This window comes from Rhodoferax sp. GW821-FHT10B06 (genome assembly GCF_059415605.1).
The window spans coordinates 1-26,533 of the sequence record NZ_JBWKNO010000030.1; the positions used below are offsets into that span (position 1 = coordinate 1).

The 26,533-nt window shown below is 53.8% G+C and carries 23 protein-coding genes; 7 read left to right on the forward strand and 16 right to left on the reverse strand.

Features of this window, described 5'->3' with window-relative positions:
- The 4 genes from AC07O2_RS25615 to AC07O2_RS25630 form a co-directional block, all read right to left on the reverse strand.
- The coding region (locus AC07O2_RS25615; protein ID WP_495234934.1) for a hypothetical protein at positions 1–956 on the reverse strand (956 nt) is incomplete at its 3' end.
- A gap of 347 nt (positions 957–1,303) precedes the next feature.
- Entirely contained in the window at positions 1,304–2,653 is a 1,350-nt protein-coding gene (locus AC07O2_RS25620; RefSeq protein WP_495234935.1) for a TniQ family protein, read from the reverse strand.
- The gene (locus AC07O2_RS25625) at positions 2,646–3,845 is read right to left on the reverse strand and encodes a hypothetical protein (protein WP_495234936.1); all 1,200 of its coding nucleotides are present in this window, start codon (positions 3,843–3,845) and stop codon (positions 2,646–2,648) included. The genes AC07O2_RS25620 and AC07O2_RS25625 overlap by 8 nt, the downstream gene beginning before the upstream one ends.
- A 2-nt stretch (positions 3,846–3,847) precedes the next feature.
- Positions 3,848–6,538 (reverse strand): TnsB C-terminal domain-containing protein, encoded by a 2,691-nt coding sequence (locus tag AC07O2_RS25630; protein ID WP_495234937.1) that lies wholly within the window; start codon positions 6,536–6,538, stop codon positions 3,848–3,850.
- 356 nt (positions 6,539–6,894) lie between these two features.
- On the opposite strand from AC07O2_RS25630, the gene AC07O2_RS25635 reads away from it, so the two are divergent.
- Both AC07O2_RS25635 and AC07O2_RS25640 read left to right on the forward strand, forming a co-directional pair.
- A complete protein-coding gene (locus tag AC07O2_RS25635) occupies positions 6,895–7,758 on the forward strand; it encodes a hypothetical protein (RefSeq protein ID WP_495234938.1) in 864 nt (287 codons plus the stop codon).
- A gap of 215 nt (positions 7,759–7,973) precedes the next feature.
- Complete coding sequence (locus tag AC07O2_RS25640; protein WP_495234939.1) at positions 7,974–8,204, forward strand: hypothetical protein; 231 nt, start codon at positions 7,974–7,976, stop codon at positions 8,202–8,204.
- Between the two features lie 80 nt (positions 8,205–8,284).
- On the opposite strand, the gene AC07O2_RS25645 is transcribed toward AC07O2_RS25640, so the two are convergent.
- Entirely contained in the window at positions 8,285–9,145 is an 861-nt protein-coding gene (locus AC07O2_RS25645) for a DNA/RNA non-specific endonuclease (RefSeq protein ID WP_495234940.1), read from the reverse strand.
- Between the two features lie 75 nt (positions 9,146–9,220).
- Positions 9,221–9,586, reverse strand: a complete 366-nt coding sequence (locus AC07O2_RS25650; protein WP_495234941.1) for an H-NS histone family protein — start codon at positions 9,584–9,586, stop codon at positions 9,221–9,223.
- A 179-nt stretch (positions 9,587–9,765) separates the two neighbouring features.
- Here AC07O2_RS25650 and AC07O2_RS25655 point away from each other — a divergent pair, with 179 nt between their 5' ends.
- Positions 9,766–10,734, forward strand: coding sequence for a GIY-YIG nuclease family protein (locus tag AC07O2_RS25655; RefSeq protein WP_495234942.1), 969 nt, complete (start codon positions 9,766–9,768; stop codon positions 10,732–10,734).
- Between the two features lie 110 nt (positions 10,735–10,844).
- Here the strand turns inward: AC07O2_RS25655 and AC07O2_RS25660 are convergent, their stop codons facing one another.
- From AC07O2_RS25660 to AC07O2_RS25680, 5 genes are all read right to left on the reverse strand, one after another.
- Complete coding sequence (locus AC07O2_RS25660) at positions 10,845–13,796, reverse strand: phage tail tip lysozyme (protein WP_495234943.1); 2,952 nt, start codon at positions 13,794–13,796, stop codon at positions 10,845–10,847.
- A gap of 34 nt (positions 13,797–13,830) precedes the next feature.
- Positions 13,831–14,613 (reverse strand): tetratricopeptide repeat protein, encoded by a 783-nt coding sequence (locus AC07O2_RS25665; protein WP_495234944.1) that lies wholly within the window; start codon positions 14,611–14,613, stop codon positions 13,831–13,833.
- A gap of 164 nt (positions 14,614–14,777) precedes the next feature.
- Positions 14,778–16,148 carry an HlyD family type I secretion periplasmic adaptor subunit gene (locus AC07O2_RS25670; RefSeq protein WP_495234945.1) on the reverse strand — a complete coding sequence of 457 codons (1,371 nt, stop codon included), beginning with the start codon at positions 16,146–16,148 and terminating at the stop codon, positions 14,778–14,780.
- The gene (locus AC07O2_RS25675; RefSeq protein ID WP_495234946.1) at positions 16,145–17,875 is read right to left on the reverse strand and encodes a type I secretion system permease/ATPase; all 1,731 of its coding nucleotides are present in this window, start codon (positions 17,873–17,875) and stop codon (positions 16,145–16,147) included. The genes AC07O2_RS25670 and AC07O2_RS25675 overlap by 4 nt, the downstream gene beginning before the upstream one ends.
- Before the next feature lie 650 nt (positions 17,876–18,525).
- Positions 18,526–19,335 carry a metallophosphoesterase gene (locus tag AC07O2_RS25680; RefSeq protein WP_495234947.1) on the reverse strand — a complete coding sequence of 270 codons (810 nt, stop codon included), beginning with the start codon at positions 19,333–19,335 and terminating at the stop codon, positions 18,526–18,528.
- A gap of 94 nt (positions 19,336–19,429) precedes the next feature.
- On the opposite strand from AC07O2_RS25680, the gene AC07O2_RS25685 reads away from it, so the two are divergent.
- Both AC07O2_RS25685 and AC07O2_RS25690 read left to right on the forward strand, forming a co-directional pair.
- A complete protein-coding gene (locus AC07O2_RS25685; RefSeq protein ID WP_495234948.1) occupies positions 19,430–19,678 on the forward strand; it encodes a hypothetical protein in 249 nt (82 codons plus the stop codon).
- Between the two features lie 227 nt (positions 19,679–19,905).
- The gene (locus AC07O2_RS25690) at positions 19,906–20,469 is read left to right on the forward strand and encodes an antitoxin Xre/MbcA/ParS toxin-binding domain-containing protein (RefSeq protein ID WP_495234949.1); all 564 of its coding nucleotides are present in this window, start codon (positions 19,906–19,908) and stop codon (positions 20,467–20,469) included.
- A gap of 112 nt (positions 20,470–20,581) precedes the next feature.
- Here AC07O2_RS25690 and AC07O2_RS25695 read toward each other — a convergent pair whose 3' ends face one another.
- From AC07O2_RS25695 to AC07O2_RS25715, 5 genes are all read right to left on the reverse strand, one after another.
- Positions 20,582–21,094, reverse strand: a complete 513-nt coding sequence (locus tag AC07O2_RS25695; RefSeq protein ID WP_495234950.1) for a hypothetical protein — start codon at positions 21,092–21,094, stop codon at positions 20,582–20,584.
- Between the two features lie 71 nt (positions 21,095–21,165).
- On the reverse strand, positions 21,166–21,933 hold the full coding sequence (locus AC07O2_RS25700; RefSeq protein WP_495234951.1) for an esterase/lipase family protein: 768 nt from the start codon (positions 21,931–21,933) through the stop codon (positions 21,166–21,168).
- Between the two features lie 130 nt (positions 21,934–22,063).
- The gene (locus tag AC07O2_RS25705) at positions 22,064–22,951 is read right to left on the reverse strand and encodes a hypothetical protein (protein WP_495234952.1); all 888 of its coding nucleotides are present in this window, start codon (positions 22,949–22,951) and stop codon (positions 22,064–22,066) included.
- Positions 22,952–23,104: 153 nt separating this feature from the next.
- On the reverse strand, positions 23,105–23,659 hold the full coding sequence (locus tag AC07O2_RS25710) for a hypothetical protein (protein ID WP_495234953.1): 555 nt from the start codon (positions 23,657–23,659) through the stop codon (positions 23,105–23,107).
- An 8-nt stretch (positions 23,660–23,667) separates the two neighbouring features.
- Complete coding sequence (locus AC07O2_RS25715; protein WP_495234954.1) at positions 23,668–24,015, reverse strand: hypothetical protein; 348 nt, start codon at positions 24,013–24,015, stop codon at positions 23,668–23,670.
- Between the two features lie 103 nt (positions 24,016–24,118).
- Here AC07O2_RS25715 and AC07O2_RS25720 point away from each other — a divergent pair, with 103 nt between their 5' ends.
- The gene (locus tag AC07O2_RS25720; protein ID WP_495234955.1) at positions 24,119–24,388 is read left to right on the forward strand and encodes a helix-turn-helix domain-containing protein; all 270 of its coding nucleotides are present in this window, start codon (positions 24,119–24,121) and stop codon (positions 24,386–24,388) included.
- A gap of 154 nt (positions 24,389–24,542) precedes the next feature.
- Positions 24,543–25,889, forward strand: a complete 1,347-nt coding sequence (locus AC07O2_RS25725) for a hypothetical protein (RefSeq protein WP_495234956.1) — start codon at positions 24,543–24,545, stop codon at positions 25,887–25,889.
- The last annotated feature ends 644 nt before the right edge of the window (positions 25,890–26,533 follow it).

The window sequence follows — 26,533 nt, forward strand, 5'->3', positions numbered from 1 at the left end:
ATACGGCCTTGCTTTCCCTGGCTTGTTGTGTCATCTGCCTTCGTAGACTTTCCCCGTTTTGTTAGCCGCTCTAAGCCAAGTAGGTCGCTGCAGGTGTTCAGTGAGTCATAAGCGCTAGCCTCGATCTGTGAAGACTGTACCCAAAGCGCTCTGCCAACCAAGCTGTCGGGAGGTTGTGAAAATCGACACTCAGCGATATCAGTGGTTACGTTATTCGCTAGCGCCACCTGTTTAACGTACCGATCTCGCGTTTCACGCCATCCCGCTAAACCGGCCTCAGTCTCAATTGCATGAAAGGCAGCCTCTCGAAACGCCTTAGCATCCGGCGCGCTCCAAACCGCGCCGGGAACAAATGGTGGATATTGCAATATGCCCCACAAGTCCACCCATCGACGAAGGGCAATGTCCGAAGATCCCTCTCGCACCAAGACCTTTTCCCAGAGTCTAGCGGCGATCCACTCTGGTGTTCGCACAGCAATCTGAGGTGGGCCATTATGCGCAGCCTCAATGGTTTTGATCAGATCGCCAAGCTCAGGATTCGACTGAACTACTTCATTGACTTTATAGCGTCGTTCGTAAATCCCAGACTGCAGGACCTTAGTAGCCTCCATGACACCTGCTGGAGCTCGCATTATGGCGACGCTACGGTCTCGGCCAAATTGTGCCCGCCCCCAAATCCGACGTAGCCACCCTAAACTGGCAAGCGCTTCGACATCCGGGGCCTCGGTGCTGGTGGGCTTTGCATTTGCGTAAGCAACCTCGGCCGCTGACCACTCTCCATTCGAGGAAATGGTCAGATTGGCCAGTGCCAGCAATACGAGTTCATCTGGCACCACCTTTAGCTCCGGATCGAGAAATCGGTGGTGCTGAACAACAAGAAGCTTGTTAGCAAAGCGATCCCTGAGAACTCGTCGGGTTTCGCTCGGCGCGTATTTAAAGCTCGAAAACCGCGTCATTATTTAACCCCCCAAGCCTTCGGTAGTTGGTCGACTTGCACAAAAAAGTTCCGCGAATCTGCTGGAGCTCGCGCGCACCTATACGTAGCACTATTTTCCGATTCCTGCCTTCCAGATACACCAAACGTCCAACAAACATGCGTTTGCTGGACGTCGGAAAAGTGTAGTAAATCTTAACAGTCAGGTGCCACAGCGAACAGTCGAATAGGTGCCTCCAAAGGACTTCCAGCCAACCACCGATTCATCGGTACCCCACTCAAATTTTTGGGGTGCGTATTGCCTACCAACTGAACAACGCACTCCAGGTATCTAGTACCCTACGACAACGATTTTTCGCCTAGCAACGCTCACGCATAGCATGACACGCGCAATCTCTCATAAAGCAACAACAAGTCTGGCCGCATCAAAGAGACCTGACGAGAAGCAAGTTCTGCATTTACGCGGCGCCGGCTCGGATACACGCCAGCCGCACAGAAGTTTTGCACGGTAACTTTCAAGAAAGCATGGTCCTCTCGATACCGTGCCTCCAATCTGCGTGACTCACACATACGGCTCTTACGCACGATCTCCCAAGACTGCGATCTGAACCAGTATTTGAGCGCATGTCGCGACAAGCCAACTTGATCGGCCACCGCGGTCAACCCGCGATGATCACTGGGGTCCGCCAAGATCACATCCAGCTGCTTCTGAATGCGCTCCCTTTGTCGATATCCCAGCAATGGCCTGAGTTCACGCGTACCTATCGGCAGGTCTGCTGACGTTGATCTACTGGCATGCATAACGGCATCAGGCAAGAACATGCGCGCAGGCATCAACCCAACGCCATAGCACAGCCTAAGCAAAACGGCCAGGGAAGGCCGCTCCCCCTTGGTGATCCAACCATTCAACGCATGTATCTGCAGCCCAATCGATTCACACAAGCGCTTGCGATTTCCTTGCGCAAATCGATCAACGATCGCACCAAGATTGACACAAAAATGGCCTGCGCTTCCGCTACCGTGCAGAGCGGGCAACTTTTCAACCAGCTCGGCTAGCGCAGCTGAACACCACACATCAAACTCAGATGTTTCTGGATCGACCATGCTGAAGTCAGCCGGCAGTGAACCAATCAACGGCCCACCGCAAGCGTCGCAGTGCAACAGACTTGGATAGCTCGGCAGATACGCCTGCGTAGATCCGCATGCGGGGCAATGCTCGCACATCGCCACGCGGTGCATATGGCAAACGCGGTAGTACTCGAACGACCATACCAACGGAAAGTGCGGTCGCACGCCAGATCGAGCCTGATCACAAAGACATGCATGACACCACCTTGGATGCTTAGCCAGCAATCCTTCCCCATTGCGCGGCAGCAAAGGTGCCAAAGGTAGCAACGTCATTTGCCCGAAATCCGAAGGAAGCGCAGGCCTAAATATGTCCAGCATCATCTGGGCATATGTCCCCAGGCCATTCACTGTTCCACTGTCGCGTTCAAAAAATGTCGATCCATGCCAAACGTCACGATAGGCATCTGAACGGGACATCAGGTGCCTCAGAAGCAACCTGGGCCCAACGCAATGCGCGTTGGCCAATCCCGCGATCCAAGACAGCAAACCCTCCGGCTGCCCGTGGGAACACTCCATCGGCAAGGGGTAAAGTGAAGGTGGGCATCCCGCCGATGCAATTTCGGCAAAAGGATCATCGGCGAACTCATGCATGGCGTCCTCCTACCGGGTCACGAGTGGGTTTGCGTTCACCAATGCGGCGAACAACCGGGCTGGAGCGGCTCACAGCAGCACCGCGATGGGATTTCGCAGGAGTGTTCGCAGGCTGTCCGTTGACACTATCCGAAACGCCTGTTTCAAGTGCACGCTGCACCTCGGAATAGCCAACATCCGTCAGCCGCGCTTCACCAAGGCGCGCGTCCTTAGCGACCCCTAGTGCTGTGACGTTTCTCAACGCGAAACCGAGAATGAACTGCTCCGTCATCGGCTCCCCGGTGCGCAAGGAATGCTGAAAGGCCATCAACAGCGTTTTCTTCAAACTGCCAATGCATCCGATCGAACTGAGATAGAACTTCTCTGCACCTGATTCACTGATTTTTTCCAAGCGCCGATCTGTTGGCATGCTCGCCAACAGGGAAATCAGCACCTGGACAAACATTTCGTACTCATGGGTGCTATGACGGTCGTACCGACGGAAATGAACAATATGCTGCCGACTCAGCCAGTTATTTGCATCGCAACATGCATGGACGATCTGGTATCCACCAATCAAAACAAAACGGGTATCGGTCTGGGATGCGAGGTCCATCAGAATTTGCTGACTGCGCTCACACCCCATAGCATCGGACGCCGGAAACAGCCTCTCCGCCTGGTTGATCAGGACAACCTTGGTCTGGCGGCGCTTCAGCATGCTGACTGCCGCAGAAATCAAAGCATCTATTCCCATCGCACGCGGATCTACAACAGGAAGAGGATGCGTAAGGGTGAATTCGTGGGGTGGCACATAGATTTTCCGATCTATCAACATGTCGCCACCGAGACGCAAGATGTCGGAAAGTAGGCGACACCAATACTTCACATCTATGCGCCCTGATTGGAAGGGCGCATTGATTCCAATGGCACTCGCATTCACCGAGACTTGATGGTTCTGCATTTCCCCGACGCCTTGCCCCTGTCGTTGATATTCATGCCATATTTTTCTGCCCAGAGCCGAAGTACCAACACCCGTCGGCCCAACAACAGGAACGATCTCGCCGCTATAGATGAAGTCGATGTTGTCGAGAGTCAGATTGAAAGCCTGGAGAAGATGATCATGAGCGATAACCTTGCGTTGGAAATAAGTGAGCCGCTCAGCTGCTGGACGACCGAGCAAAGCGGAATCAAATGTGGGATGGATATGGTTCATTTTTAGAAGTCCTCGAATGTGTGTTGGGTGATATCTGCGAAAGAGAAATTGACGGTTTTTGCTGAGCCGTCCAGCTGAGGAGCCGTATCAGCCACCGCCTCCTCACTCGGCGGAACAGCTATCAAATCAACTCCTTGGCCTGAATTGCGCAGCTCCCTGTCGCGAGCCTGCTGCAAAGCCACCGCCAGATCGACCTCCTGCTCCCTCAAACCGACGAGATAGCGACCCAATGCGGCAGCACGGTCTTTTTCTCGAATACCCGTCCTGCTGTTGATACGGTCGATTTCCAAAGAGATGACCTCGATTTCCTTCTGCGAGCGCCCAGCAAGTTCTGCTGCATACATGCTGTACGCCTCGATCCAGCCGCTCTTACCCATGGCATATGCGTGGGACAAGTCGTACGGGTCATACCGCACCTCCAAATCCTCCCCAGAAAATCTAATCAACTTGTCAGAAAAGTAGTCGATCCTGTTGGCCTTGAAGGAACCGTCTGGTTGAACCTTCGAGGTTCCCTTGTCCGTTGTCGGCATAGTGGCGATCAGAAACTCTCGGTCATAGCTGATCAGCGTGTGGCGACGCACCCCCGCCTGCAATCGACTAATCTCTTGGGCTTTACTTGGACTAACTCCCAGTGCGGGGTGCTCGGTAGCGTGGTAGACGGCATTCAAAAAACCGTCAAATGCCTCCCGAAACGCTCTCAGATTCCAGACCGCCAACGTACGAGGATCATGGGTAGGAGACATGCGCCGAGGTGACTGCAGCGCTTTGTTATTACCCCGTAATACATGGACAAACTCGGTGTTGTTCAAGCCGAAGAATCGCTCCACAATGCTTCCGAAGCGCGGATGACTTGCTGGGCGCATACGCTTATGGACGCCCAAGGTGGCGAGCAATTGGTCAAAATAAATTCCCTTGAACTCGCTACCTTGGTCTGCCACTATCGTGCGAGGAATGCGACCGTGGCGTCGCACACAATCCCGCATTACCAGCATGCACGATCGATAGCTCGGCTCGTTAAACATAATCACCCAAGCCAAAATCATCCGGGTGAATGCATCGATCATCACCGTCAGCCAAGCCTTGCCCATATTGACACCTGTCGACTCACTTACGTACTGCAGGTCTAAGGTGGAATGGTCAATGTGAGCCGCATCAAACTCGCGCGTACCATGCCGAGGTGTTTCCCGCTCCAGGCTGATATAGGGCAACTCCAGGTCGTAGCCGGCCTTTTCGCCTTCACGCGCTTTTTTCCGCTCCTCGGGCGTCGTTATCTTCTTAACCTCTGCGTAAAAGGTTTTCTTGCTTGGCGGTAGTTGCCCCGCCTTGTTGCACAGTTCAGTCATCATGGAAAAGCTGCTGAACATACCTGGCGCCGAATCTTGCAGTACTTCTTTACTGATGACCTCATGCATGATTTCCAGAGTTCGGTCATTAAACCGACGGCGACGGTTGCCTCGCAATCTGATGGTTGGCAACAAGCCGACGAACTCATTTCCGTACAGGGCATAGCCCTCACGTGCACATGCCTTCCATTTGCGTATGGCCCGATCCGTAGCCTTGTGTTCTTGGTCTGTTGGGCAGAGTTCAGGGTGGATGCAGTAGTACCGATGCATCGCCGATCGCATGTCCTCGCTACTGGCTACGCGTAGACGTTGAGAAGCCTGTTCCGCGCGAGGGTCTGCAACCAGGGCATCGCCGATGATCACTCCTTGATGAACCATCTGCTCGAAGCTTCTTAGCTTCAAACTTTGCATGGAACCATCTGCCCTGCGTAGAAATATCTCTGTTTTACCTACATTGATGATTTCAGCTGCACTGCCATCCCAGGTGACAACAGCTCCTGGAGCGGGTAACGTTTGGTGGATGCAATCTCCTGGCACAGCCAGCATCGGTGGCAACCACAGGTCTCTAGAATCCAGCAGCGCTTTTGTCCGAAACACCCGTACCCGATGGGGTTCCCGCATCAAAGAAAACGCCTGCAAATCCAAATACAACTGCTCATCCGCAACCATTTTGTAAATGGCATCGGCGCTAAGCTCGGCATCGTTGGAAATCAGGTCCCGCAGCCAACACCACCCGGCATCACCAATCAGTTGTTGGGATAGCAAAATCTGCTGAGAGGATGCTGGAGGGCAATCCGAACGGTAGTAATCGGAGAGGTCTGAAATGTTCTGCGTAAGGATTGGATCGGACGCTAGCGAAGATCTGACAGCAAACCCTAAGCCAACACTTTGTGCGTAAGCCTCGGCAGGCAGACAACGCCACTTACCGTTCTCATATACATACTGCGGGTTCGGCAATTTTTGGTGCTCAAGCAGCCACGCCTCCTGCTTGCATTCAATCCATCCCACAAAGTCATCCGCCAGGACGAAGAAGTCCGGGGTGAAGCTTGTTGAACTGGTCCGCCCATTTCCTCGGTCATGGATCTTTTTGATGCGTGGTGGCTGGTCATAAAACTCATGGGTTTTACGATCATGGTCCCACTCATAGATAGCGGCCAGCTCAGTAGCCTGTGCCTCCGCTTTGATCACGCACCCCATCTTGCGGCTAGCGTAGTGGGTCACCACGTTGTGCGTACCACTGCGCACCACGCGGGACGGAAGACTGTTGCGAATCTCTCGTACCGCTGCACATGCAAATTCGCCCAGTTGATGTCTCTGGCACAAATCTGCTATTTCCTTATCGGTCAGCATTTCAATCTCCTGAAAATGCCAATCCGGTCAGTGCAAGCAACTCACAAAACGACAGGAAAAGTTGCCCCAGTCCCACTTGACGTGGGATTTAAAAGCCATATACTTTTAGCAAGAACGCTGAAGCATGACTGCTTTGGACTAAAGCCCGGATCCTGGCAGATCTGGGCTTTTTTTATTTCCGCTGTACGTTTGGGTTCGTCTGTACTGTCCTTTTTGACATTGGTTTAGCCTGCGCGCGCAGCGCGCAAACACCTCGGCGCATGCCTAGGCAATACCAAGCTACGCCCCGCTATTTGAGGCGTCTATACATTCCAGGGCTATTGGAAAGAAAATATGCATTTTTTTGCGTATTTATCTTGAACAAAACATCCCAACTCAAGCGTGGACGGCCCAAGACCCGAGTCCTAGAACGCCTGCGCGTAATCGTTTGGAGCCACCATGTCATGGCAGCAAGTGAGATGCGTACGGCGGAAGAATTCGAACTTCAATATTCCAAGCCGTTTGGAAAAATTAGACTGTCCAGAGGGCTTTGGTCACGCTACATGCGTGGTGAAACCATGCCTCAAGGTGCGTTAACAAAATCCGGCCGCTCACTCGTGGATCGAATGGATGCGCAGTACCCGGGAACTCGGGCAATCTTTTTTCACTCGCTCTGGGAGCTACTGGACTTTGATCTTGTGTTTGGCCCTGACCAACTGAAGGACATGTACGTCGGTCTAAAGCCATATGTTTGGAAGCAGTTTGTCGCTGTCACCCCAAAAATGAAACCTCTCATGCGAGAGCAACCCCATACCTTTTGGCCTGTCCTGCAAAGTGAAGCAGTGCGCAAGGCTCGTCTTGGTCGACTGAATGGCTTGGAAGGTTTAACTGCATCCTTGATCGAGGCTCGAATGGGCTACTTGGCCCAGAACGAAACCAAATTCGTAAACAGTTTTGCTGTTGCAGCCAAGCACTTTCAAGAGATTTCGGAAACGCCCCCCTTCAACACGACTCGGATGCGATCCGCGTTGCTGCTCATGGAAGCACACTGCGTCACTTACGTCACGCTCAAGACAATTGAAGCACCGGACAACGATGACTCACATATTTCCGTCCGTTCAATTGCCAAAGAATGGCGGCTGCGCTGGAAACGCAGATGCAGCGACCATTCACGACAACTATCACACAGCTCACACGAGGTTTTTCAGAAGTGGAAACAACTTGTGTTTGAAGAGATGTAGTGGTCAAGTGGCTGATCGCCAACTATGTCTAGCGCCATCGTCATTTCCACCGCCTAGACTCCACACTCCGAGTCGAACATGCGACGTCATCTAACTACCGCACTGGTACAAAGTAAACCTTCTTTGCCAATTCTCTTTTGACCCAGGAAATGCGGTACAAAGCACCATGTTCGTTGCCGTTGTAATTTCTGTCCACTTGCGTGAAAGGAGATGCAATGAAACAGATTCGCTTGTATCGAATGCGTGTCATCAGCCTGACCCAAGGAGAGCACTGGCAAGGCGGTGACTGGGTACCGGACACGGTAGAAAACCGCCAGCAATATGAAGAGCTTCTGCGCCTGGGAATAGAAAAGTTCGGCAAAGGCACGCACTGGCTGGAAGAGCGGGGCGCCAAGGAACCAACCTACCCGAACGGCAAGCAACTCATGGCAGAAGCTGCGCAATAAACTGGTAGTGAGTGCATGCCTCAGCGTTGATCTATCTAGGGTGCCCGTCTGAACTTTCACGTCCGAGGCAAGTTTGAACGTCACTGGAGTGCCGTACCGGGGAGCCACTCCATCCCTGTGCGTTGTTCCAGCTCGCCGTAGCTGATCGGCGGCCCCGGACGGGACTCCGCCGAGTTCTGCTGCCAATACGCCCAGGCCCTCTGTGTCGTGGCGTCATAGACCAGCTTGAACAAATGCGTCGGTACACGCACCTGGTTGGTGCCAATCGCCGGGCTTCCCGGTCCAAACACCGGACCCGTGATGACAGACACATCGCCCTGTGCCCGCATGACGTAGGCACACGTATCTTCTTCAATCTTCGCCCAGGCGCCAGAATTATGTTTAGGGTTCTGCGGGACCATGTTGGCCAGGCTGAAAGACTGTGCCATGGCTGTCGCGTTGAACATATCCGCCGCAGGCGCCATATGCCCGCGGGCATAACCTGATCCCTTGTAATCACTGAGTTCAGCGCGTTCGGCCTGGGGCAGGCGCGCATCCGCAAAGAATCGGTTGGTACGCTCTTGCTCGCGGGCCTGCAGCAGCAATTGGCGGTTCAAGCGCTCGGCAACGAAGGCGGGCGTCCGCGTGCTGCCGTTGTGCAGCACCGCGAACCCCTCGTAGCACAGCTCACGCTGCTGGGGAATGCCTGGAGCCATGGGAGCGATCCCATTGGCGAAGAACTGCGGGCAGGCGGCAAACCGGGAGGACGTTGTTCCACGGCTCTGCTCGGTACGTGGTCCTGACGCGGTCGGCTGCAAACCGCAGCTGGTGGTCTGAAACGCAACGATCGCTGCAGTGACCAGCGCGACACCCAAGCGGCGTACCGTCGCCGAGGGGAGATTCTGGTTGTGACGAGAACTGGAATGGGTGCTGCGACGCTTACGGGACTTCTTCTGATTCATGCGACGCCAAGTTTACTGAACTGTCCACATCAAGGTGTGGACAGTTCAGTCTCACTGCGTGGGTCATTAGACCGGTTATGGTTTGACCAATAGGTCCTCGGCCGTCTTACCTGCTTCCAGGGCCATCTTGAACCAGCCAGGTCGCTTGCCATGGCCGGTCCAGCTGTGACCTGCCTCATCTTTGTATTTGATGACGGACTCGGTCTTCTTCGTGGTCTTGTTGGCAGCGGACTTTGCGACCGCACCAGCAGCATCCGCGCGTTTGCCTTTTGCTTGCGCCCGCGTTTTAGCTCCAAACAAATCGGCCGGTGTCAGTCTATAGAAGTCAATCGCACCGCGGATACGTTCGATGACACCACCGACTTCTTTGACTTTGAGGGCGGCGGCCTCTTTTTGGAGCTTTTCGATCTGACGCTGGATGCTGCTGAAAGTTTTGGCCATGGAGGTTTCTGAAGTGGTGTGCAGAGTGAGGGTGGTCCACGCTTACCCAATTTGGAGTATGCCTGTGCCCGATTCTATGGGTTGCGACTCAGCATGAGTCAACTGTATTGGCAACAGAGCGTTGTGATGCTCCGTGTTTTTTCAATACTTTGAACCACTTACAAGAAACCAAGTTGAATATGCGTCGTTCATTCAAATCGTATGTCTATATCCTGGTTCATGCGAACCTGCCCTATTTCAAGATAGGAAAAGCTAATGACATCTTGATTCGCTCCCGCAGCTTTGGGATTAAACAAATTAATTTTGCTCAATCTTTTGGACTGCAGGTAGGCTGCCAAGTAGCAGCTCATCGTCTTGAAAGAACATTGCAACGAAGCTTTTACAAATGGAACGTTTCAGTTGAAAAAGTACTGCAATCAGGTTTGCCTGCAGATGGTGCTACGGAATGGTTCAATTGTGCTTGTCGTGAAAGATTGGATATTTTTTTACGGGACAATGCAGACCTTTTTGAGTATGCACGAGTTGATGGGACGGAACTGTTAGTACTCGCTCAGAACCTTCGCGCAGCTAGGCAGGATCCGGAGGCGCGTACACAGCTACAGATGGCAAAGGGCGCCAGATCGAAAGCACGGCTTATGGCAAAGCATTTGGAGTACATGCAAGAGTTGCAGATATTGCAAAAATCAATGGAATCGGTCGCCCCAAAATTCTCTGTGGAATTAGCGAGACACTTGGAAGAAAAAACCATTGGTGGCATCTGCGATGCCGAAGACGGTTATTTAAAGTTGGTCTTAGGAAAGCGCGGCACGAGCGAACAGAGATTATTGTGGGACCTAGATCAGATTGACACCGAGTACCGGTGTGGTTTCATGGGGGCATCGCTGGTGGCGTTAACAACGACCGTGCGGATCAAGGAAGGGGCAATTGCTGTTATCAATCTCTCGTTACCACGAACGCAGACTGAATCCACAAAGGACGTAACTCAGTTGATTGAGCGGGTGTTTGGGCCACATCTGGAATTGTTACGATCATTACCACAATTGGATACTCAGCTTGTTGCGACGGTCGAGCGGCACATCCTCGAAGAAGAAATGGCGTTAGAGAAGTCACACGCAGCTGCACGGCGCTTGATTGCGCTGTGCAGCTGATTCTTATGGTTTTCTGAATAGGTTGAATTTGCCTAAAGGGGCACTAGAAGTGCCCCTTTAGGTATGGATTGCGCTTTTAGAGCGATCCTATTGTTCAACGCGATCTCTAGTTACCAACTGTCGGAAACGACGGTAGTACCATTGGCATCCGTAAAGGTTTCGTATGAGGAGCCATGTCCATCGGCCGTAACCTCCTCCGAAAGAGTCGTTGTTATACCGTTGTCGCTACCTTGGCCATGCACACTGTAATTGCCCAGTCCATCTCCGATGGTGTCGGTATAGCCCTTTGGACTCTCGGTGTGCGATGAATATGAGCCATCGGCATTCAACGTGTAGTCCGTGGTTGACTGGTAATTCACATCGTACGTGATTTTGTGTTCAGAACCATCGACCCCGCGTGTGTCGGAACCATATGATCCATTTGCGTCCGTGTAATCGGATTGCATGTTGCCCTGGCTGTCAACAGAGATTTCACTGAAGCCATTGCCTGTCAACTCTTCATGGTACGAACCATCTGAGTACTTCCAGTAGTGGTCGTCAAAGCCGCTGGCCGTGACTTTATCGGATTCAATGTTACCTTGACCATCATCGCTGGCGCTTCCATGTGCTCCGTCCGCGTTCTGGTAATCACTAGAGCTCGATCCATCGGCATTGTGGGTAGCTTCGCTAAAGGATCCATCAGCCGCCCATTTTTCGTTGAAGCTTGATCCGTCTGGCCGATCATAGGAGTCACCATGCGAGCCATCTGCATTCGCATAATCGCTGGTGCTGGAATTGTCGACGTTATGCGTGCTCTCGCTGAAGTCACCGTTGGCCCCCCAACTTTCAGCATGATTTGATTTGTCGGGATTCGTAACAGAGTCTCCGTGCGCACCGTCTGCACTTCTGTATTCTGTGCTGATGGTGCCATCGGCGGCGGTCGTCTTTGCGTTGTAATTGCCTGATGCATCGGTAGTATCGACATGCGACGAGCCATCGCTTTTATCCCAGGTATGTTTCACACCGCCACCTGAGTCACCTTCTTCTGTCGTTAGATTTCCGTGGCCATCATTGGTGGCGCTGCCAAATAAACCATTGACGTCCTGGTAACTACTGGAACTCGATCCATCTGGAGCCAAACTAGACTCTTTGAAATTACCGAGTGGATCAGTTTCATCATGGACCATCGAACCATCTGAGTGGCTCCAATCATGGGTCGAGCTGCCGTCGGCATTGTGTGCTTCGGATTGGCTATTGCCTTGACCGTCGCTACTCCCACTGCCGTAACTGCCGTCCGCATTCTTGTAGTCGTGGGATGCGGATCCATCAGAGGAAGTGCCGTACTCGCTGAAGTTACCTTGTGCATCCGTTCCATCGTGGTGCATGGAACCATCAGACTTGGCCCAGTCGTGGGTCGTACTGCCATCACTGGTCAGTGTTTCAGATTGGCTATTGCCCTGACCGTCGCTACTCGACCTGTTGTAGCTACCATCGGCGCCTTCAACGTCGCCACTTGATGAGCCATCAGCACCGTATTTAAAGGTAGCCGTCGACCCATCCGAATTTTTGTTCTCCTGTATGTATGTACCGTCAGACAGACTTGAAGACTTCGAGTACGAGCCGTCGGGCTGCTCGTAGATATTGCTCGAAGCGCCATCAGATGTGCGACTTGATTGGCTGAATGAGCCATCAGACGACCATCGTTCTCGGTTGTACGATCCATCAGGGTTGTACACGAAATCTTCGTGCGTTCCATCTTTATACGTGTTACTGCTGCTAAATGATCCGTCGGCCCCGCTGTCGGATTCAGATGTGCCGTACGCGTTGTCACTGTCGTAGTGCCTGGAGCCATCTGACTTACTCCATTGGTGGCTAACACTGCCATCCGCGCCGTGTGATTCGGACTGGGTATTGCCCTGACCATCATCGCTTGAGCTACCGTAACTGCCATCGGCATTCTGGTAGTCGCTGGATGACGAACCATCGGTATTGACGGTGCTTTCGTTGAAAGAGTTGTCGGCAGTCCAGCTTTCGCTATGGGAATACCCGTCAGGACGGCTTATTGAGTCGCCATGCGAGCCGTCCATGTTTCTGTAATCGGCATTCACTGTGCCATCGGCTGCTTTGGTCGATTCACTGAAATTACCCGCTGAATCCGTGGCGTCATGGTGAGATGAGTTGTCTGCCTTACTCCAATCATGCGACACACTGCCATCTGCGCCGTGTGCTTCGGATTGGCTGTTGCCTTTGCCATCGCTGCTGGAACTACCGTAGCTGCCATCGGTATTTCTATAGCTGCTAGATGTGGAGCTGTCGGCATTTCGAAAATCTTCATGATATGAGCCGTCAGCTTTGTGTTGGTAAATGAATCCATTTCCCAACGAATCTATGCCTTCGTGCCCATAGCTTCCATCTGAATGGACCCAATCGTAACTATAAGAGCCATCTGCCGAGCTGCTTTCGGAAAAACCTCCCCCGTCTTCATCTGATCCTGATTGCGAAACCATATAGCTCGTTGCTGTCAAATCCAAATCTGCGCTATTTGTTGGATTGGAATAGTTATCAACCTGGGAATGATTTTCTGAGCTTAAATTATTTTCATAATTGGCAGAGGACTTCGTCAATTCAGATAGCTCTGAGGCTGATGCGTTTGGGTTGTACTTTGTGTATATGCTTTCTATATCGCTTGATCCGGCTCGGCGCTCTTTATCTAGATATACGCCAATTCCGTATTCAATATTTGAAATGTAATTAAATGGGTCATATGCATCTGAGAAATGATATCCATTTATTAATTTTGATCCATCAAGCCGAGTAGCCGCATCATTTGCAGTGCCATCTGTTATTTGAAATATACCTGCAGCTGTAGTGGACTTACTTGCTGCATCTGGATTAAATCCAGATTCATGTTCCGCAATTGCGAGTAAATTTGAAATGTCTTTTTTAGATAAGCCAGCCTCCGTTCCTTGTCTTATTATTTCCTCTTTCATCGCAGCTTTTACGTCTGCAGTTGCATCGCCACCACGGCGTGAGTTACCCAGACTAGTTGAAGTCAAGGCATCTGAATAATGAGACTTTGCCATATTTCTTTCCCTTAAAATTCAAAGAAATTAACTACTAAAACTTAGGGTATCGATCAATTTCCCACTTCTTAATAAAGTTGTTTTTCAAGCTATTAGACAGCATCTCCCCCACCTCCTTCTCTTTTGAGTAAGGTAGTTTTTTGGGTTTAAGATTCGTTGGTCCGAATTTATTTCGCCCGATGGAGCCAAGATATTTTCCATCTTCATAATAAATATCTTGCCATTCGCAATCAGTACAAGTTCTTCCGCTACCAAAGTTTGTTGAGTCAATAACCCAATAAATATGCTTGTCATGCTCTATGCAGCTTGCATCAGTTGCAATGGAAAGGTCAGTTTTATATTTTTCATATAAAAGAAAATTAACCATCACTTCATTTGGTTTTTTTCTATTTGTGAACGACAATTTTTGCAGATAGCAAATAGAACGACCTTCGGCGGAGGTTAATGGATCACAATTTGTTTCAATTGCAAGCTCTGCATCATCGCAGTTCATGATTGTTTTTGAGATATATGGATTAGGAAACCCCAAGGCTATTTTGGCTCCGACGTGTCCTTGCTTTGCCGCACGCTCATACCAATAATTTGATTTTGCTTCATCAAAAACTTTGCTGCCCTTATTTGAATACTGGTTGGCTAATTCAAATTGAGCTTTAGAGTCTCCAAGTTCGGCGTATGAAGTTAACGCATGAATTGCATCTTCTGGTGATAATTTTCTAATTTCCGTCGAAACATCTTTAAATTCCGATGCAATGCAGGAAGTAAGGCTAGATAAAAATACCAGCAACAACTTAACAATAAGTTTTTTACGATGTCTCATTGACCCCTCCATAGATGGTGATGCAAATATATAATTTTCCATGTCAAATCAATATAATAACGGGTGCATATTATTTTCTATATGCATTAATTTAATGCCAAATCAGATTGGCAATAGGTAAATTGCAAAAATATGGTGCATTTTCTTAAATATGGTCATTTCAATCACCGCTCCCGCATACCCCGCCGAGCCCCATTCGCAATCGGCTCCAACCAGTAATCCAGCGCTGTCCGATCCCGCGTTTTGACAAAGACTTCGGCACCCATGCCTGCTGCCAACTCCATGTGCATACCCGCGGTTTTTCGTGCTCGCTCCATTTCGCCGGGCGCAATCTCAATGTGGGCCGGGTAATAGGGCTGGTTGGTAGCTTTGTCGACCAATCGGTCGGCGCCCAGATAGCTGAGCGTGCCCTCCAGCACTGGCGTGTTGCGCTGCTTGTAGGCGGTGAGGCGTACGTCGGCCAAGCTACCCGGGCGTATGTCTTCGATGTTCTCGGGTTTGATGCGTGCTTCAACCATCAGGTGCGCTTGGGCGGGCGCGATGTCGAGAATAGGTTCACGCGGCCCAATGGGTGCTCCCACAGTATGTACTTTGAGGTCGACGACCTCACCTGCGACCGGGGCGGTGATGATTTGGCGATGCACAACATCCATGAGCGGCAGGATTTGCGCCTGTAGCTTGAACACCTGCGCATCGACATCTTTCAGCTCAGTTTCTGCCTGCTTCACGTAATCGCTCTTGAACGCTGCAGCCCGCAGTTCCAATTCGGTCTTCTTTTCCTGCGCCTTGGCGAGTTCGGTTTGTTGTGCTTGCGAGCGCGCCAGATAGTCGGCCTGATTGCGTCGAAGCTCCAAGAGGCGGACGTCCGAGATAAAGCCCTGTGCCTTTAAGTTCTCGTTGGTTTTGTACTCCGTCCTGGCGATGTCATGCGCGTCCTGGGTGGTGCTGACGCTAGATGTCAGTGCGCCAATTTCCTGCCGGGTGTCTTCTATTTCATGGCGTACCAAACCAATCTGTTCATCGAGCGCGTGGCGGCGTGCGACAAACAGGGCCGATTCGCGCTGCAGTAGTTCGGCCACCCGCCGTTCACTGCGCCGTCCGGTGAGCTGTGCAGGGTAGTTGACAGTACTGGACAGCAGTCGCTCTGCCCCAAGTCTTGCCTGTTTGGCCAAGGCACTGTCGAGTTCGATCTGTCCGGCTGCTAACTCGGCACCAACGCGCACCGCATCGAGCGTGACCAGTGCCTGGCCCGCTTGCACCTGGTCGCCATCCTTGACGTGGATAGTCTGAACGATGCCGCCTTCTTGGTGTTGGACGGTCTTGCGCTGACCGTCGACCACCACGACACCGTCGGCTACGACGGCACCAGACAAGGGCGCCGATGCAGCCCAGCAGGCCAAAACTAAGGCACCTGCGCCGACGATTAGCAGGCCTCGCTGCACCAATGCAATGGGAAATGCGGGAATGTCGTGGGATGCTGCGGACGGAAATATGCTGCCGTCGGCGCCCAGAGCAGTTGCTACTTTGGGCATCATGCAGCCACCGTACCGGTTAAGCGTAACGGTGTGACGCCCTGAGGGGCTGGTCGACGCTCATGCAGCCAGCGCTCCACTTTTTCTCGGGGGCCGAACTGGTCGATTTGGCCATCTCGAAGAACCAGTATCTTGTCTGCCAGGCTCAAAAGGCCATGTCGGTGCGTAATGATGATGGTGGTTACACGCTCGGCCTTGAGGGTCTGCAAGGTCTCTCGCAGCGCTTGTTCCCCCGCATCGTCCAGACTGGCATTCGGCTCATCCAGTACGACCAATGCGGGCTTTCCATATAGCGCGCGGGCCAGAGCCACACGTTGGCGCTGCCCGCCTGATAGCAGTACCCCTGAATCCCCGATTTCGGTATCGTAGCCCTGGGGCAGACGCAGCACCATGTCGTGCACGCCGGCACGTTGCGCAGCTTGGATGACTGCCGCAGCGACTGCTTCCGCGCTCTCGTCTGACACTGCGTGGCTGGCTTGGCGGTGCGACCTGGAAATATTCTCTGCCACAGTACCCGAAAACAGTTCGACGTCTTGCGGCACATAGCCTAGGTGTCGGCCCAACTGGGCATGTGGCCATTGGCTAACATCGGCATTGTCCAGCCGTACCGCGCCCGTTTGCGGTTTCCACAAACCCATCAACAACCTTGCCAAGGTGGACTTGCCAGAAGCACTGTGGCCCAGCACTGCCAGCAGTTCACCGGAATTCAATTCAAATGACAAGTCCTTGATGATGGCTGGCTTGTTCGGAGCAGAACGGTAGACCACACGCTCCACGGACAAACGGCCTTGCGGAGCTGGCAACGGCGTGCGCGCAGGACGCTGTGACGGTTCTCCCAGTTGTTTGAGCCGCGGGTAAGCCAGGCGTACTTCCACCAGTTGTTTCCAGGAGCCAACAAGAATCTCCACCGGTGCCAAGGCTTTGCCGAGAAGTATGGTGCCAGCCAGCATGACGCCAGGCGTGGCCAATTGGTCGATGACAAGCCATGCACCCACGCCCATCATGGCAATTTGCAGCAACTGCCGTACGAACTTGGTGAGGCTTTTGAAGGCCAGGTTCGTGCTGTATGCGCTGGACTCGGCATCAGCTGCCATGGATTTCATGCGATCCCAGGCGGAGACCATGCGCTCCGACATACCTAGACCCACAATGACTTCCGCATTGCGCAGGAACTGGGTTTGGGCCTGTTCAACGCGGCGCTGAGCGATTTTGTATTCCTGCACGCGGGGTTGGCTTTGTCGTTCATTGAGCCAGGCGATGCTCAGAAGTGCCACGGCGCCGACAAGAGCCGTGAGTCCAAGCCAAGGGTGAAAGAGGAAGATGATGACCAGGTAAACCAGGAACCAAGGCAAGTCGAACAATGCTTGGATCACCGGGCCGTTAAGAAACTGGCGGACGGTAGCGATGTCGCGCAGGGCATCTAGATGGGTTTGTTGGTGCTGGCGAGCACGCTCCTCAATCAACGCTGCAAGTGCGCCGCTGGTAAGCCATTGGTCCAGCTGCGCACCTGCCGCTGCCCACAACTTGCCGCGGACATGGTCAAGGCCGAACAGAAGGAGTAGTGCAAAGATCGAAACTGCCGCCAGCATGAACAGGGTTTCGATACTGCGGCTGGTTAAGACGCGGTCCAGTACCTGTAGCGAGAACAGCGTAGGGATCAGCACAACCAAGTTGCTGATGACACCAAACATTGCAGCGTAGCCTAAATAAGGCCGCAGAAATCGAGGCATGTTTCCCATTGCGTAAACCAAGGCAAATTACAAAAACCTAGAGATCACAACAAAATTCACACTTCCTTTTGCCGGCTTATTTGACCGCTACTCTGAGAGAAGCGAGGCCAAGCCAGAATGCAGGTGGATGTTGGCCAGCGATTGAAATTGAATAATTGCATTCCGCTGCCTAGGCCAACATTCCGGAAATGAAAATTTATTTATGGCTACATTGTTGCGCGCAATAGTTACCTATGGATACATAATATAACAATTGCTTACTCATATTTGAGGACATGCTGAGAGGCGGTGATGTTGATGCCCCACAGGTCACGCATGTTGGAGGTAAGGTTGTTCCAACGTCGTTGGGTTGGTTTGAAGAGGTCAGATTTGTGGCTGCTTGTGTGCGTGGACGTTTACAGCGAGCGACTAGCGCAAAGGCGCCGAGAGTCATCAGCCCATATCGGGTCTAGACAGATGAGGGAGATAGGCCGGGCCTGGATAATCCGGCTTTTTTATTTCAGATCAGACTAGCCTGTCCGATGCAGAGCCTTGCCGCTTATTAACGATGGGAGTCAATTGCGTTGGGCTGCGGTGGGAATGTTCAGCACGCCACGGATTTGTATCCGTGCCGATTGTCATGTGCGGCTCTCCTGCTGTTGGCAGGGCGGTTAGGTGCGTTGCAGCACCTCAACCACAAACCCTGGATCAAAGTCCGGAACTTCGAAGCTTCCATCGCGCATCCGGTATCCCCGCGGATTACACACCACCCGGCAGTTGCCAACCTGGTAGTCAAACCGGGAATGGGTATGCCCATGGATCCAAAGTTGGGGCACTTCAAAAAACGCATCCGGCAACGCATTTACAAAACCGGTGGTGACCCAGTCGTCCGCGTATCGTGGCGCGATCGACAGGGGATGCGGTGCATGGTGCGTGACCACCACGGTCGGCCCGTCGAATTCGATCACCAACTGCTCCTGCAGCCAGCGTCGGTCCAGGAGGTGTTCTTGCAGCAAATCCAAAGGCGTCACCAGTCGCATACCTTTGGCATCCTGAACCGAGACGCAGAAATGGTCGGCAATGGTCTTGGCACAAGCCATCATGCCTTGCTGGGCATCACTGCGCAGCTGCCCGTCGTAGTCCCGGATCGGCACCTGGTAGTCCGTCCACAGCATGCAGCCCAGGAAACGCACGCCATGGATCACCACTGAGGTGCGGTCCAGCAAGTGGATACCGGTCCGTTCAGCAGCCTCCGCCATGCGCACGCGCTCCTGCTGCAGCGTCTGGTCATAGAACTCGTGGTTGCCACCAAGTTGCAGGACTGGCCGCCCCAGATTGACGCTAGGGCGGGCCGCCCAGATAGACGCCTTGTGGCCTGGGGACAGGATGTCGCCGGCGAGCACCAGAACATCGCTGTCTACATCCGGCATGGAAAACGTGGCGTGATCCAGGTGCAGGTCTGACAATATGTGGAGGCGCATGGTGGCTGGACTATGCAGTGAGAACAATGAAAATAGGAGCGTACACGTTAATGGCTGATGCAGCAGTGCACCCCACTGGTGCTGGAGATGTTCTATGACCCGCGACGAATTGATTGCAGCCGTGCCGGTGCACGAACATGAAGGACGCCCCTTCTATGTAGACCTGAAAGACATCCCGCAGCCCTGGCGAGATCAGTTCTCGGACGCTTTGTACGGTGCCCAGTGCCCAGTCGTGCCGGACGTCAAGAGCGCGGCCTATGCATGGGACTGGCAGAGCTGGGTCCGTGGCAGTGGGCACGGTGGCCGCAACGTCCCAACTGGCTTGGAGGGCCAGCAGACGTAAACCCCGTCTCCTGGCATGGTGACACACCGCCTGGCCAACTTCCCTGTGCTTGCAACACTGGCCCGTGAATGGACGGAGGCTACATGCCTGCATGTCTCCATGAACCCGGTCGCTTGGTACCCGTCGGTTTGTAGCCAATCAACGAGCTCCCAAAAATACATGTTGTTGCGCTGAGATTTCAACGTGTTTATTCTCGCTACTTGGCTCCACCATCCATTTGGATTTCCATGCCCAGCCTCCCTCGTTCTGCCGCCGGCTCTGCAGCTGCCGTTACTGCGCCCCCCTCCAACTTCTGGAGGACTGCCCGTGGACGCAGTGGCCGCCCCAGCGCGATTGCGTCGCGCCGTATATTCGCCGATCTCGTCGGTCAGGTGCTGAACGCGCCAGCCGCTGACCTGTTCGAAGCGCTTGAGGAAGGTGTTCCAACCTATGTGGTCAACCTGATTGCCTCAGCAACCCAGCAGCCTGCATCGTTGGTCATGGACATGATCGGCATCTCACCCAGGGCGTTCCGGCGCAGGGAACAGGCGAACGAGCCACTACCCGAGGTGGCGAGCCATAGGGTGATGGGCTTTCTGCGCCTGGCAGCAAGCTTCCGGCAGGTGCTCGACGAAAGCGGCGATCCGGAAGCCCTACCAAGCTTCGACCTGGGAGGGTGGCTCGGAAATTGGATGCAGCAAACGCAGCCGCAACTTGGCGGCAGGACGCCGGCCCAGATGTTGCGCAATCCCGAAGGACTGCGCCTCCTTGAGCAGAGCATCCAACGTAAGCAGGCGGGCGTATACGTATGACGGTGACTAAATAGGGCGGGTATTGAAAGTTAACGCTGCGTCCCAACGCCATGGTGCTGGCATGGAGCAGCGTTTCATCTGGGCCAACAATAGCTAGTTTGCGGGCCATGGTTTATGAAAGCGGATGCATGGCACCAAATCCCACCCTCAAAGCACGCGCATCTGCCAGGGCATGGTGCCGTGCTGTGCCGTCTTTGCGGAAGGATGCGGTCCACGACTTTCGCATCGCTACTTCCACGTCCGGGTCTCCCAGTAGATAGCCAAGGTGGGTTGGCTGAAGCATAGGTTCCAACGGGCGCCACTTCCCAGCCAACTTCAGTACGTACTCTAGCAAGTCCATGTCAGCGTGGTAGTCGTAACAGACCAAGATCGGCGTGCTTCCCACTTGAAGCAACCAATCCCCGACGCGGTGCCCGATATCGATGAGTGAAGCCTCCTGGTACGGCACTAGGCCAAACTGCGGCACCACCGTGTCGAGCACAAAGGGGGATGCGCGCCGCCAGTGTGACGCATCTCCTAGTTCGGCATACAGTTCACGACCATCGTCGGTGATAAGTCCAATGGCCAGCAGTTGCGGACTTGCCAGATCGGTGAATTCGCAGTCTATAAATACGTGTAGCGACATCAGATAATTAGCCAGTATCTGGCGGTCGGCACATCAAGACGCAGGAGCTCTGACATACGCTGGCGCGGTCGCTACCTCACCAACCGCTCAAGCAGTGCCTGGTAACGTGCAATGTGTACCGGCGGCGGCGCGCTAAGGGCCCGCTTGCCCGCCTCCAGGCTGGAAGGCCAGCCAATCGCCTCCCCGTGGTCCACAGGCCAAACCACATCCAGGTGAGCGGCATCTTTCGTGCGACTGGCTGATGCCAAGCTCACCACGCCATCGTTACGCGTCGCTCCGAAACCTCCATAGTCAGCGGTGACGGAAAAGAGCGGAGACCGGTGCGGCGGACCACCATCACAGCCCACACATTGATAGTCGACACCGCCTACATCAGGGTCCTGGGGTACGTTATATGTCGTCAGGTCCTGAACGGCACCGAACTCGTCCCCGAAGAACCGAGTGAGAACCCTTGCAGGATTTAGAACTCCAAACAGGCCGGGCTTCAGCACCTCATTTGCGACAGGACTGCCTGCATGCGGCGTCGCAACCGTGATAAGCCGCGCCACCTTCGCGGCGATGTCCGGGCGACTCACCAGCATACGGCGGCAATCTAGACCTCCCATGCTGTGGGCAAGTAGGTAGATCGGTTGATTGTCAGAACGCAAAAAGCCGGCAATCTGTTCTATCAGACTGGCCGATCTTAGATCGACCGACCCCAGAGCAGCGAGGTTGGGGCAGAAGACCTCGTGTCCCGCGCGCTCGTATAGCGGCTTAATACCGTTGAAGTAGAACTTCGGCTGGAGAGGAAAGAGGTCGCCAAACCCCAGGATTCCGTGCACCAAAACGATTCGAGCCATCGCTGCCTCCGTTGCTCTATGTGGTCAGGCTGGTGCGGTCCGCAGGCCTACCATCGAAAAAGTATAGGCCAGAGGGACTCCCTGCATATCGACATTTTTGAGGATGCGGTATCTTCGACGCACTTCAGATTCAGGCGTTAGGTCGGCCGCCGCGCAAGGGTTCATGGTCCGACGGATCTCTGGGGCAATTGAGATACAGGGTTCGGGCGGCAGACTGCACCGTATCCGCACCTGCCATCCAGCTTGCTGCCAATGATTGTGAGTAATGCTTCCAAACCGAAGCAGCGACTTCCATCGTGACGTCTTGCCCAAGCCCATGCAATGCGAGCTGAACATTGCGTGCGTCTGATATCTCGTCTTCATCTAGTTGCAGCGCCCCATGGGCGGCGCTGCTCTGTTGGATCCAGCGGGCTAGATCTGACGCAAATTTCTTCGCATCTTCCTCCATCAGTCTGTCGAAATCAGGACTTCCCAGTTCACGACCGACTGGCACCATGGAATCCCATGCCACGTCCTCGTCCTCGTCCGAGGGCATGTATTGCGCGCCCGATACGGAAGTTGTTGAAATCCGGTCCCCTGGGCCGATCCAGAACTCGTGGGACCCGCAATGCTCGGTAAATACCGCGACGCGATACATGGTTCCCTCAGCGGGAGTTGCACCCACGTAAAACGCCCGCTGAAACCTCAGATCAGAGCCATCCTTGAATTGGACATGGACACCGTCATCGGAAAAATCTGCCGCCAGCAGGTTGTATTCAAGAATCTCTTCAGCAGAGCGGCCCAGCCGCATTGAAAGTGCAGTCTGCCAGTTCTCCAACATACCGAACCACGGCATGACGGCTCGTCGCTTGAGATGGTTCAGCTCTTCCTGGGCTGCAGTTCGGATATCGTCGTTGGATGGTGACGGCGAGTCGCCCTCACCCAAGATGCCCTCCAAGCGTGCTCCACGCACGTCCATGGTGGCGATGGCGTAGTCAAGCCAAGATTGGAAATTGGTCGGCGGGGCCGGTGTACGCATATCAGACCTCCATCTTCTTTGCAGACCTCAAGGCCATCCATTAGAAATCAGAACGGGTGAACCTTGTGAATCGGAACAACGGACAAACCCGGCACTGGAATCAGCAGCTTTTGGGGGGACAGCGTGGCTGGCTTTATGGGCCGCATACGCACGCTATTTGCCGCGCCCCATCTCGGCAGCCGCCGCCGCATCCGACCTGGCCTTCTCTGCGAGCGGCAGGCTGCTGTACCCCTGCCCGTCAAAGAAGAACTCCTCCTTACTGGAGAACGTACTCTTGACCGTCTTCTTCTCGATCGGTTGGTAGCGGATAGTCCAGGCCTTGGCACTGTTCTCCAGCTCGGCCGCGTACTGCTTGGCCCGTTCTGCGGCTTCCGGCGTCCCCGCATCCTCAATCTGCCGCTGCAGCACCATGGCCGTGCCGGCGGTGGTACTGCTGCCGTAGCCATAGCCGCCACCCCAGGTACCGGCTCCGATACCTTGTTGGTTCATCAGTCCGGTACCGAAGTAGGCGCCTTGGTCCAAAGGAATGGTGGCCACCACCTGCCAGCCCTCGGCATTGATTTCCATGAGGGCCTCCGACATGCGCTGGAATAACGCGGCATTATTGAGTGCGGTGTCACCCCACACAGCTTGGCCATTCTTGCCGATCTGGTTATCCCAGATACCCCATTTCAAGATCTTGATCTTGGTTTCAAACCCTTGCGCCATGTCTGTTCCTAGCTTTCGATCCGTCCGCTGAGTTCCACCGACGCCTCTGCGGCCTCACCCCGCCAAAGGCACATCCATGCCAGCATGTACCGGGTCCAGACCAGACTGGCCACCAGCATGACCAAACCCCAGGCCGGTTCTCCATAACCGAAAGGCGCCAGGTAAAGGCTCAGACCGCACCACACCGTGGATCCAGCAGCCAGCACCAGCAGTCGCAAGAACTGGCGGCGTTCCAGCAGATGGCATGCCGTCTGGAAGGCGAGGACGGCACCGATCAGCCAGTTCAACACTGGCACCAGCAGCACCAGATAAAGACCCCAAAACCGGGTCTGGTCAGCGCGTTGCATCTTGTCCATGGATACCTCCCCGTGCCGGTTAACGGAAAACAGCTTCCGTTGTGTGACTTAGCTATCTATAGACACGTGTCAAAAGTATACCGTCTTGCAATAGTCGTGGCTGATGCGACCCAGCAAGAACCAGACGCTCATGCAGGCCTTGGCCACTGAGATCAAAGCCCGGCGCCTGGCTCTGCAGATGAGCCAGGAAGACTTGGCTGGGCGCTGTGATTTGGATAGGCCGTATATCTCGCTCATCGAGGTAGCCCGCAAGCAACCGACTATCAGTGTGTTGCTCCGACTCGCGGAAGGGCTGGACTACAGCTTGCCAGAGTTCATGAAGCGGGTGATGAAGCGCTATGAGGTGGAGAGTCAGGTAAAGGAGCAGGGGTAAAACATTCCTGGATGCGGGAACGTCTGGAAGCCGCCCTTCATGTGAACGCCGAAGGTACTGCCTGATTCTTGCCGGTCCTGGTTCAGGCCTCCCCCGTCAGCTGATCCACCATCAACTTGACCGCCGTCATTTGTACGCTACACCTCACACTGCCATGGGCCAAGAAGCCAGCCAACCTGCGGAAATCGCTCCTTCGGGTCATCTGAAAGATCCGCTTTCGCGTGAACAGCTCTACGAACTGGTTTGGAAGGAACCGATGTTGCGTGTTGGTGAGCGTTTTGGCGTCTCCTCCAGTTATATGGCCAGGGTGTGTACGGAACTTCGCATCCCGCGACCTCCACGTGGATACTGGGCACAACTGGAGTTTGGCAAAGCACCGGCCCGACCTGCGCTGCCGCCTTCGCGCGCTGGTGACCTCACCGAATGGAGACCAGGTAACTTCATAGGCGCGACGGAGCGAGTCGCGAAAAAACAAGTACGAGCTGCGGAATCAGCGGACTCTCAGCCCGCAGGAAAAAACACCCCCGTCAGAATAGCCCGAATAACCCGTGCGTTTGAATCCGAAAGGATTCACCCCTTGTTGGTAGGCATCAAGCCGTGGTTCCAGAAAACCCGGGATAGCGAGTCAGGGATACTGCGACCATACAAACGGCTCATGCCAGACATTCTGTCGTCCAAGGACGGCCTGGATAATGCCGTCACTGTCGCCGACCGACTGTACCGAGCACTCACAAAGCAGGGGCATCGCGTGACTATCGCGCCGACGGGGGACCAAATGCAGCGCGCCGAAATAGATCTCCGCGAACTTCCCCGAAAGAACCATTACCAACAGACCACCTGGAGTCCTGAGCGGCCTACAGTCGTGTATATCGCCGAGGTGCCCATCGGCCTAACGCTGTTTGAGATGACAGAACAGGTGGAGATGCTCTACGTCGGGGACAGCAAATACATACCCGTCCGAAATCTCACTTCGGACCAACGGCGCAAGCTCTCCGATCCACGGTACTGGAAAACCACAAAGGACGTGGCCTCCGGCCGCTTCTGCTTGCAGGCATATTGCCCTTCCTGGCGAGTGACTTGGACAAAGCGATGGCCTGAAGCCAAGCTTGGCCAGTTGTCATCGCTGGTACCCACCATCGTGTCCGAGTTGGAGTCAGTGGGGCCTGAACTGGCCGTAAAGCTCGAAGCGGCCCGGATCCAAGCCGAAGAAGAACAGCGTCGTTGGGAAGAGGAAAAGCGCCGTCGTAAGGAAGCTGAAGACCAGGCGCTTCGAGTGAAGCAGCACCAACAGTCACGTCAAGAGTTGCTTACTGCCATCTCGGCGTGGGATGAGGCGCAGAGAATTGAAGCCTACTTTGCAGAAGTGGAGCGCGCTGCGCGGCAACTGACCGATGAGGAGCAGCACAAGCTGCTTGACCGCCTATCGCATGCCAGGGAGCTGGTGGGTCCTTTGAACCCACTAGAGCTACTACTTCGGTGGAAGGCGCCGTCAGAACGGTAGTGGCATATATTGATGTGTCGGACGCTTCCTTGCGCGACGCAATTCAGTTTTGCGCCTATAGCCCACCCCTGTGGCCACCGCACGCCGACATGTGGCCCCACACGGTTATCCTCTTCAACGATAGGTATGCCTCATTGGCCTCACGCCTCAAATTTACCCAACCTGCAAGTTTGTGGTGTGGCAAAACTTTCGCTATTTGAGAGTGTTCAGGGTGCCTAAGGCCAGCAGGCCCAAACTTGCTTGCTCTCCCGGTTCTGGCTTTCACTGTTTTTAAGAAAGTTGGCTATTTTTCAATGCAAATTGGAATTTCTCCAATTCACATTGAAATTCCATAAGAATCAAATGACTTAGAAATTTCAAAGCAAAGGGAATGCGGGTCAGGTTTGCGTGGAAATTAACACCCTCAAATCTTTGAGAGGATTGTGCCGACATTAATAAAGCGTGGTGAGCATTCCTGGGCAGGGACACATACCTGTAGCCGTCATGAATTCGGTAGCTCGGTACCCACGTCGGAGGGCGCGGTGTAAAAACACGTCCTAGGGTACGTATTTCGATTTAAAAATTTCAACTTAGAGCGGCTAACAAAAGCCTGTCATCGTCAAACGTACGACACGCGATTCGCGACAAGAGGCTTTTGCTATCCA

What these genes read in the sequence shown, in the direction of transcription:
- AC07O2_RS25665 (WP_495234944.1), bottom strand. Translation starts at nt 14,613, where the DNA reads ATGAGACATCGTAAAAAACTTATTGTTAAGTTGTTGCTGGTATTTTTA.
- AC07O2_RS25625 (WP_495234936.1), bottom strand. Translation starts at nt 3,845, where the DNA reads ATGAACCATATCCATCCCACATTTGATTCCGCTTTGCTCGGTCGTCCA.
- AC07O2_RS25700 (WP_495234951.1), bottom strand. Translation starts at nt 21,933, where the DNA reads ATGGCTCGAATCGTTTTGGTGCACGGAATCCTGGGGTTTGGCGACCTC.
- AC07O2_RS25715 (WP_495234954.1), bottom strand. Translation starts at nt 24,015, where the DNA reads ATGGACAAGATGCAACGCGCTGACCAGACCCGGTTTTGGGGTCTTTAT.
- AC07O2_RS25685 (WP_495234948.1), top strand. Translation starts at nt 19,430, where the DNA reads ATGACCCGCGACGAATTGATTGCAGCCGTGCCGGTGCACGAACATGAA.
- AC07O2_RS25705 (WP_495234952.1), bottom strand. Translation starts at nt 22,951, where the DNA reads ATGCGTACACCGGCCCCGCCGACCAATTTCCAATCTTGGCTTGACTAC.
- AC07O2_RS25725 (WP_495234956.1), top strand. Translation starts at nt 24,543, where the DNA reads ATGGGCCAAGAAGCCAGCCAACCTGCGGAAATCGCTCCTTCGGGTCAT.
- AC07O2_RS25630 (WP_495234937.1), bottom strand. Translation starts at nt 6,538, where the DNA reads ATGCTGACCGATAAGGAAATAGCAGATTTGTGCCAGAGACATCAACTG.
- AC07O2_RS25670 (WP_495234945.1), bottom strand. Translation starts at nt 16,148, where the DNA reads ATGATGCCCAAAGTAGCAACTGCTCTGGGCGCCGACGGCAGCATATTT.
- AC07O2_RS25675 (WP_495234946.1), bottom strand. Translation starts at nt 17,875, where the DNA reads ATGCCTCGATTTCTGCGGCCTTATTTAGGCTACGCTGCAATGTTTGGT.
- AC07O2_RS25640 (WP_495234939.1), top strand. Translation starts at nt 7,974, where the DNA reads ATGAAACAGATTCGCTTGTATCGAATGCGTGTCATCAGCCTGACCCAA.
- AC07O2_RS25710 (WP_495234953.1), bottom strand. Translation starts at nt 23,659, where the DNA reads ATGGCGCAAGGGTTTGAAACCAAGATCAAGATCTTGAAATGGGGTATC.
- AC07O2_RS25620 (WP_495234935.1), bottom strand. Translation starts at nt 2,653, where the DNA reads ATGCATGAGTTCGCCGATGATCCTTTTGCCGAAATTGCATCGGCGGGA.
- AC07O2_RS25645 (WP_495234940.1), bottom strand. Translation starts at nt 9,145, where the DNA reads ATGAATCAGAAGAAGTCCCGTAAGCGTCGCAGCACCCATTCCAGTTCT.
- AC07O2_RS25660 (WP_495234943.1), bottom strand. Translation starts at nt 13,796, where the DNA reads ATGGCAAAGTCTCATTATTCAGATGCCTTGACTTCAACTAGTCTGGGT.
- AC07O2_RS25650 (WP_495234941.1), bottom strand. Translation starts at nt 9,586, where the DNA reads ATGGCCAAAACTTTCAGCAGCATCCAGCGTCAGATCGAAAAGCTCCAA.
- AC07O2_RS25680 (WP_495234947.1), bottom strand. Translation starts at nt 19,335, where the DNA reads ATGCGCCTCCACATATTGTCAGACCTGCACCTGGATCACGCCACGTTT.
- AC07O2_RS25720 (WP_495234955.1), top strand. Translation starts at nt 24,119, where the DNA reads ATGCGACCCAGCAAGAACCAGACGCTCATGCAGGCCTTGGCCACTGAG.
- AC07O2_RS25695 (WP_495234950.1), bottom strand. Translation starts at nt 21,094, where the DNA reads ATGTCGCTACACGTATTTATAGACTGCGAATTCACCGATCTGGCAAGT.
- AC07O2_RS25690 (WP_495234949.1), top strand. Translation starts at nt 19,906, where the DNA reads ATGCCCAGCCTCCCTCGTTCTGCCGCCGGCTCTGCAGCTGCCGTTACT.
- AC07O2_RS25655 (WP_495234942.1), top strand. Translation starts at nt 9,766, where the DNA reads ATGCGTCGTTCATTCAAATCGTATGTCTATATCCTGGTTCATGCGAAC.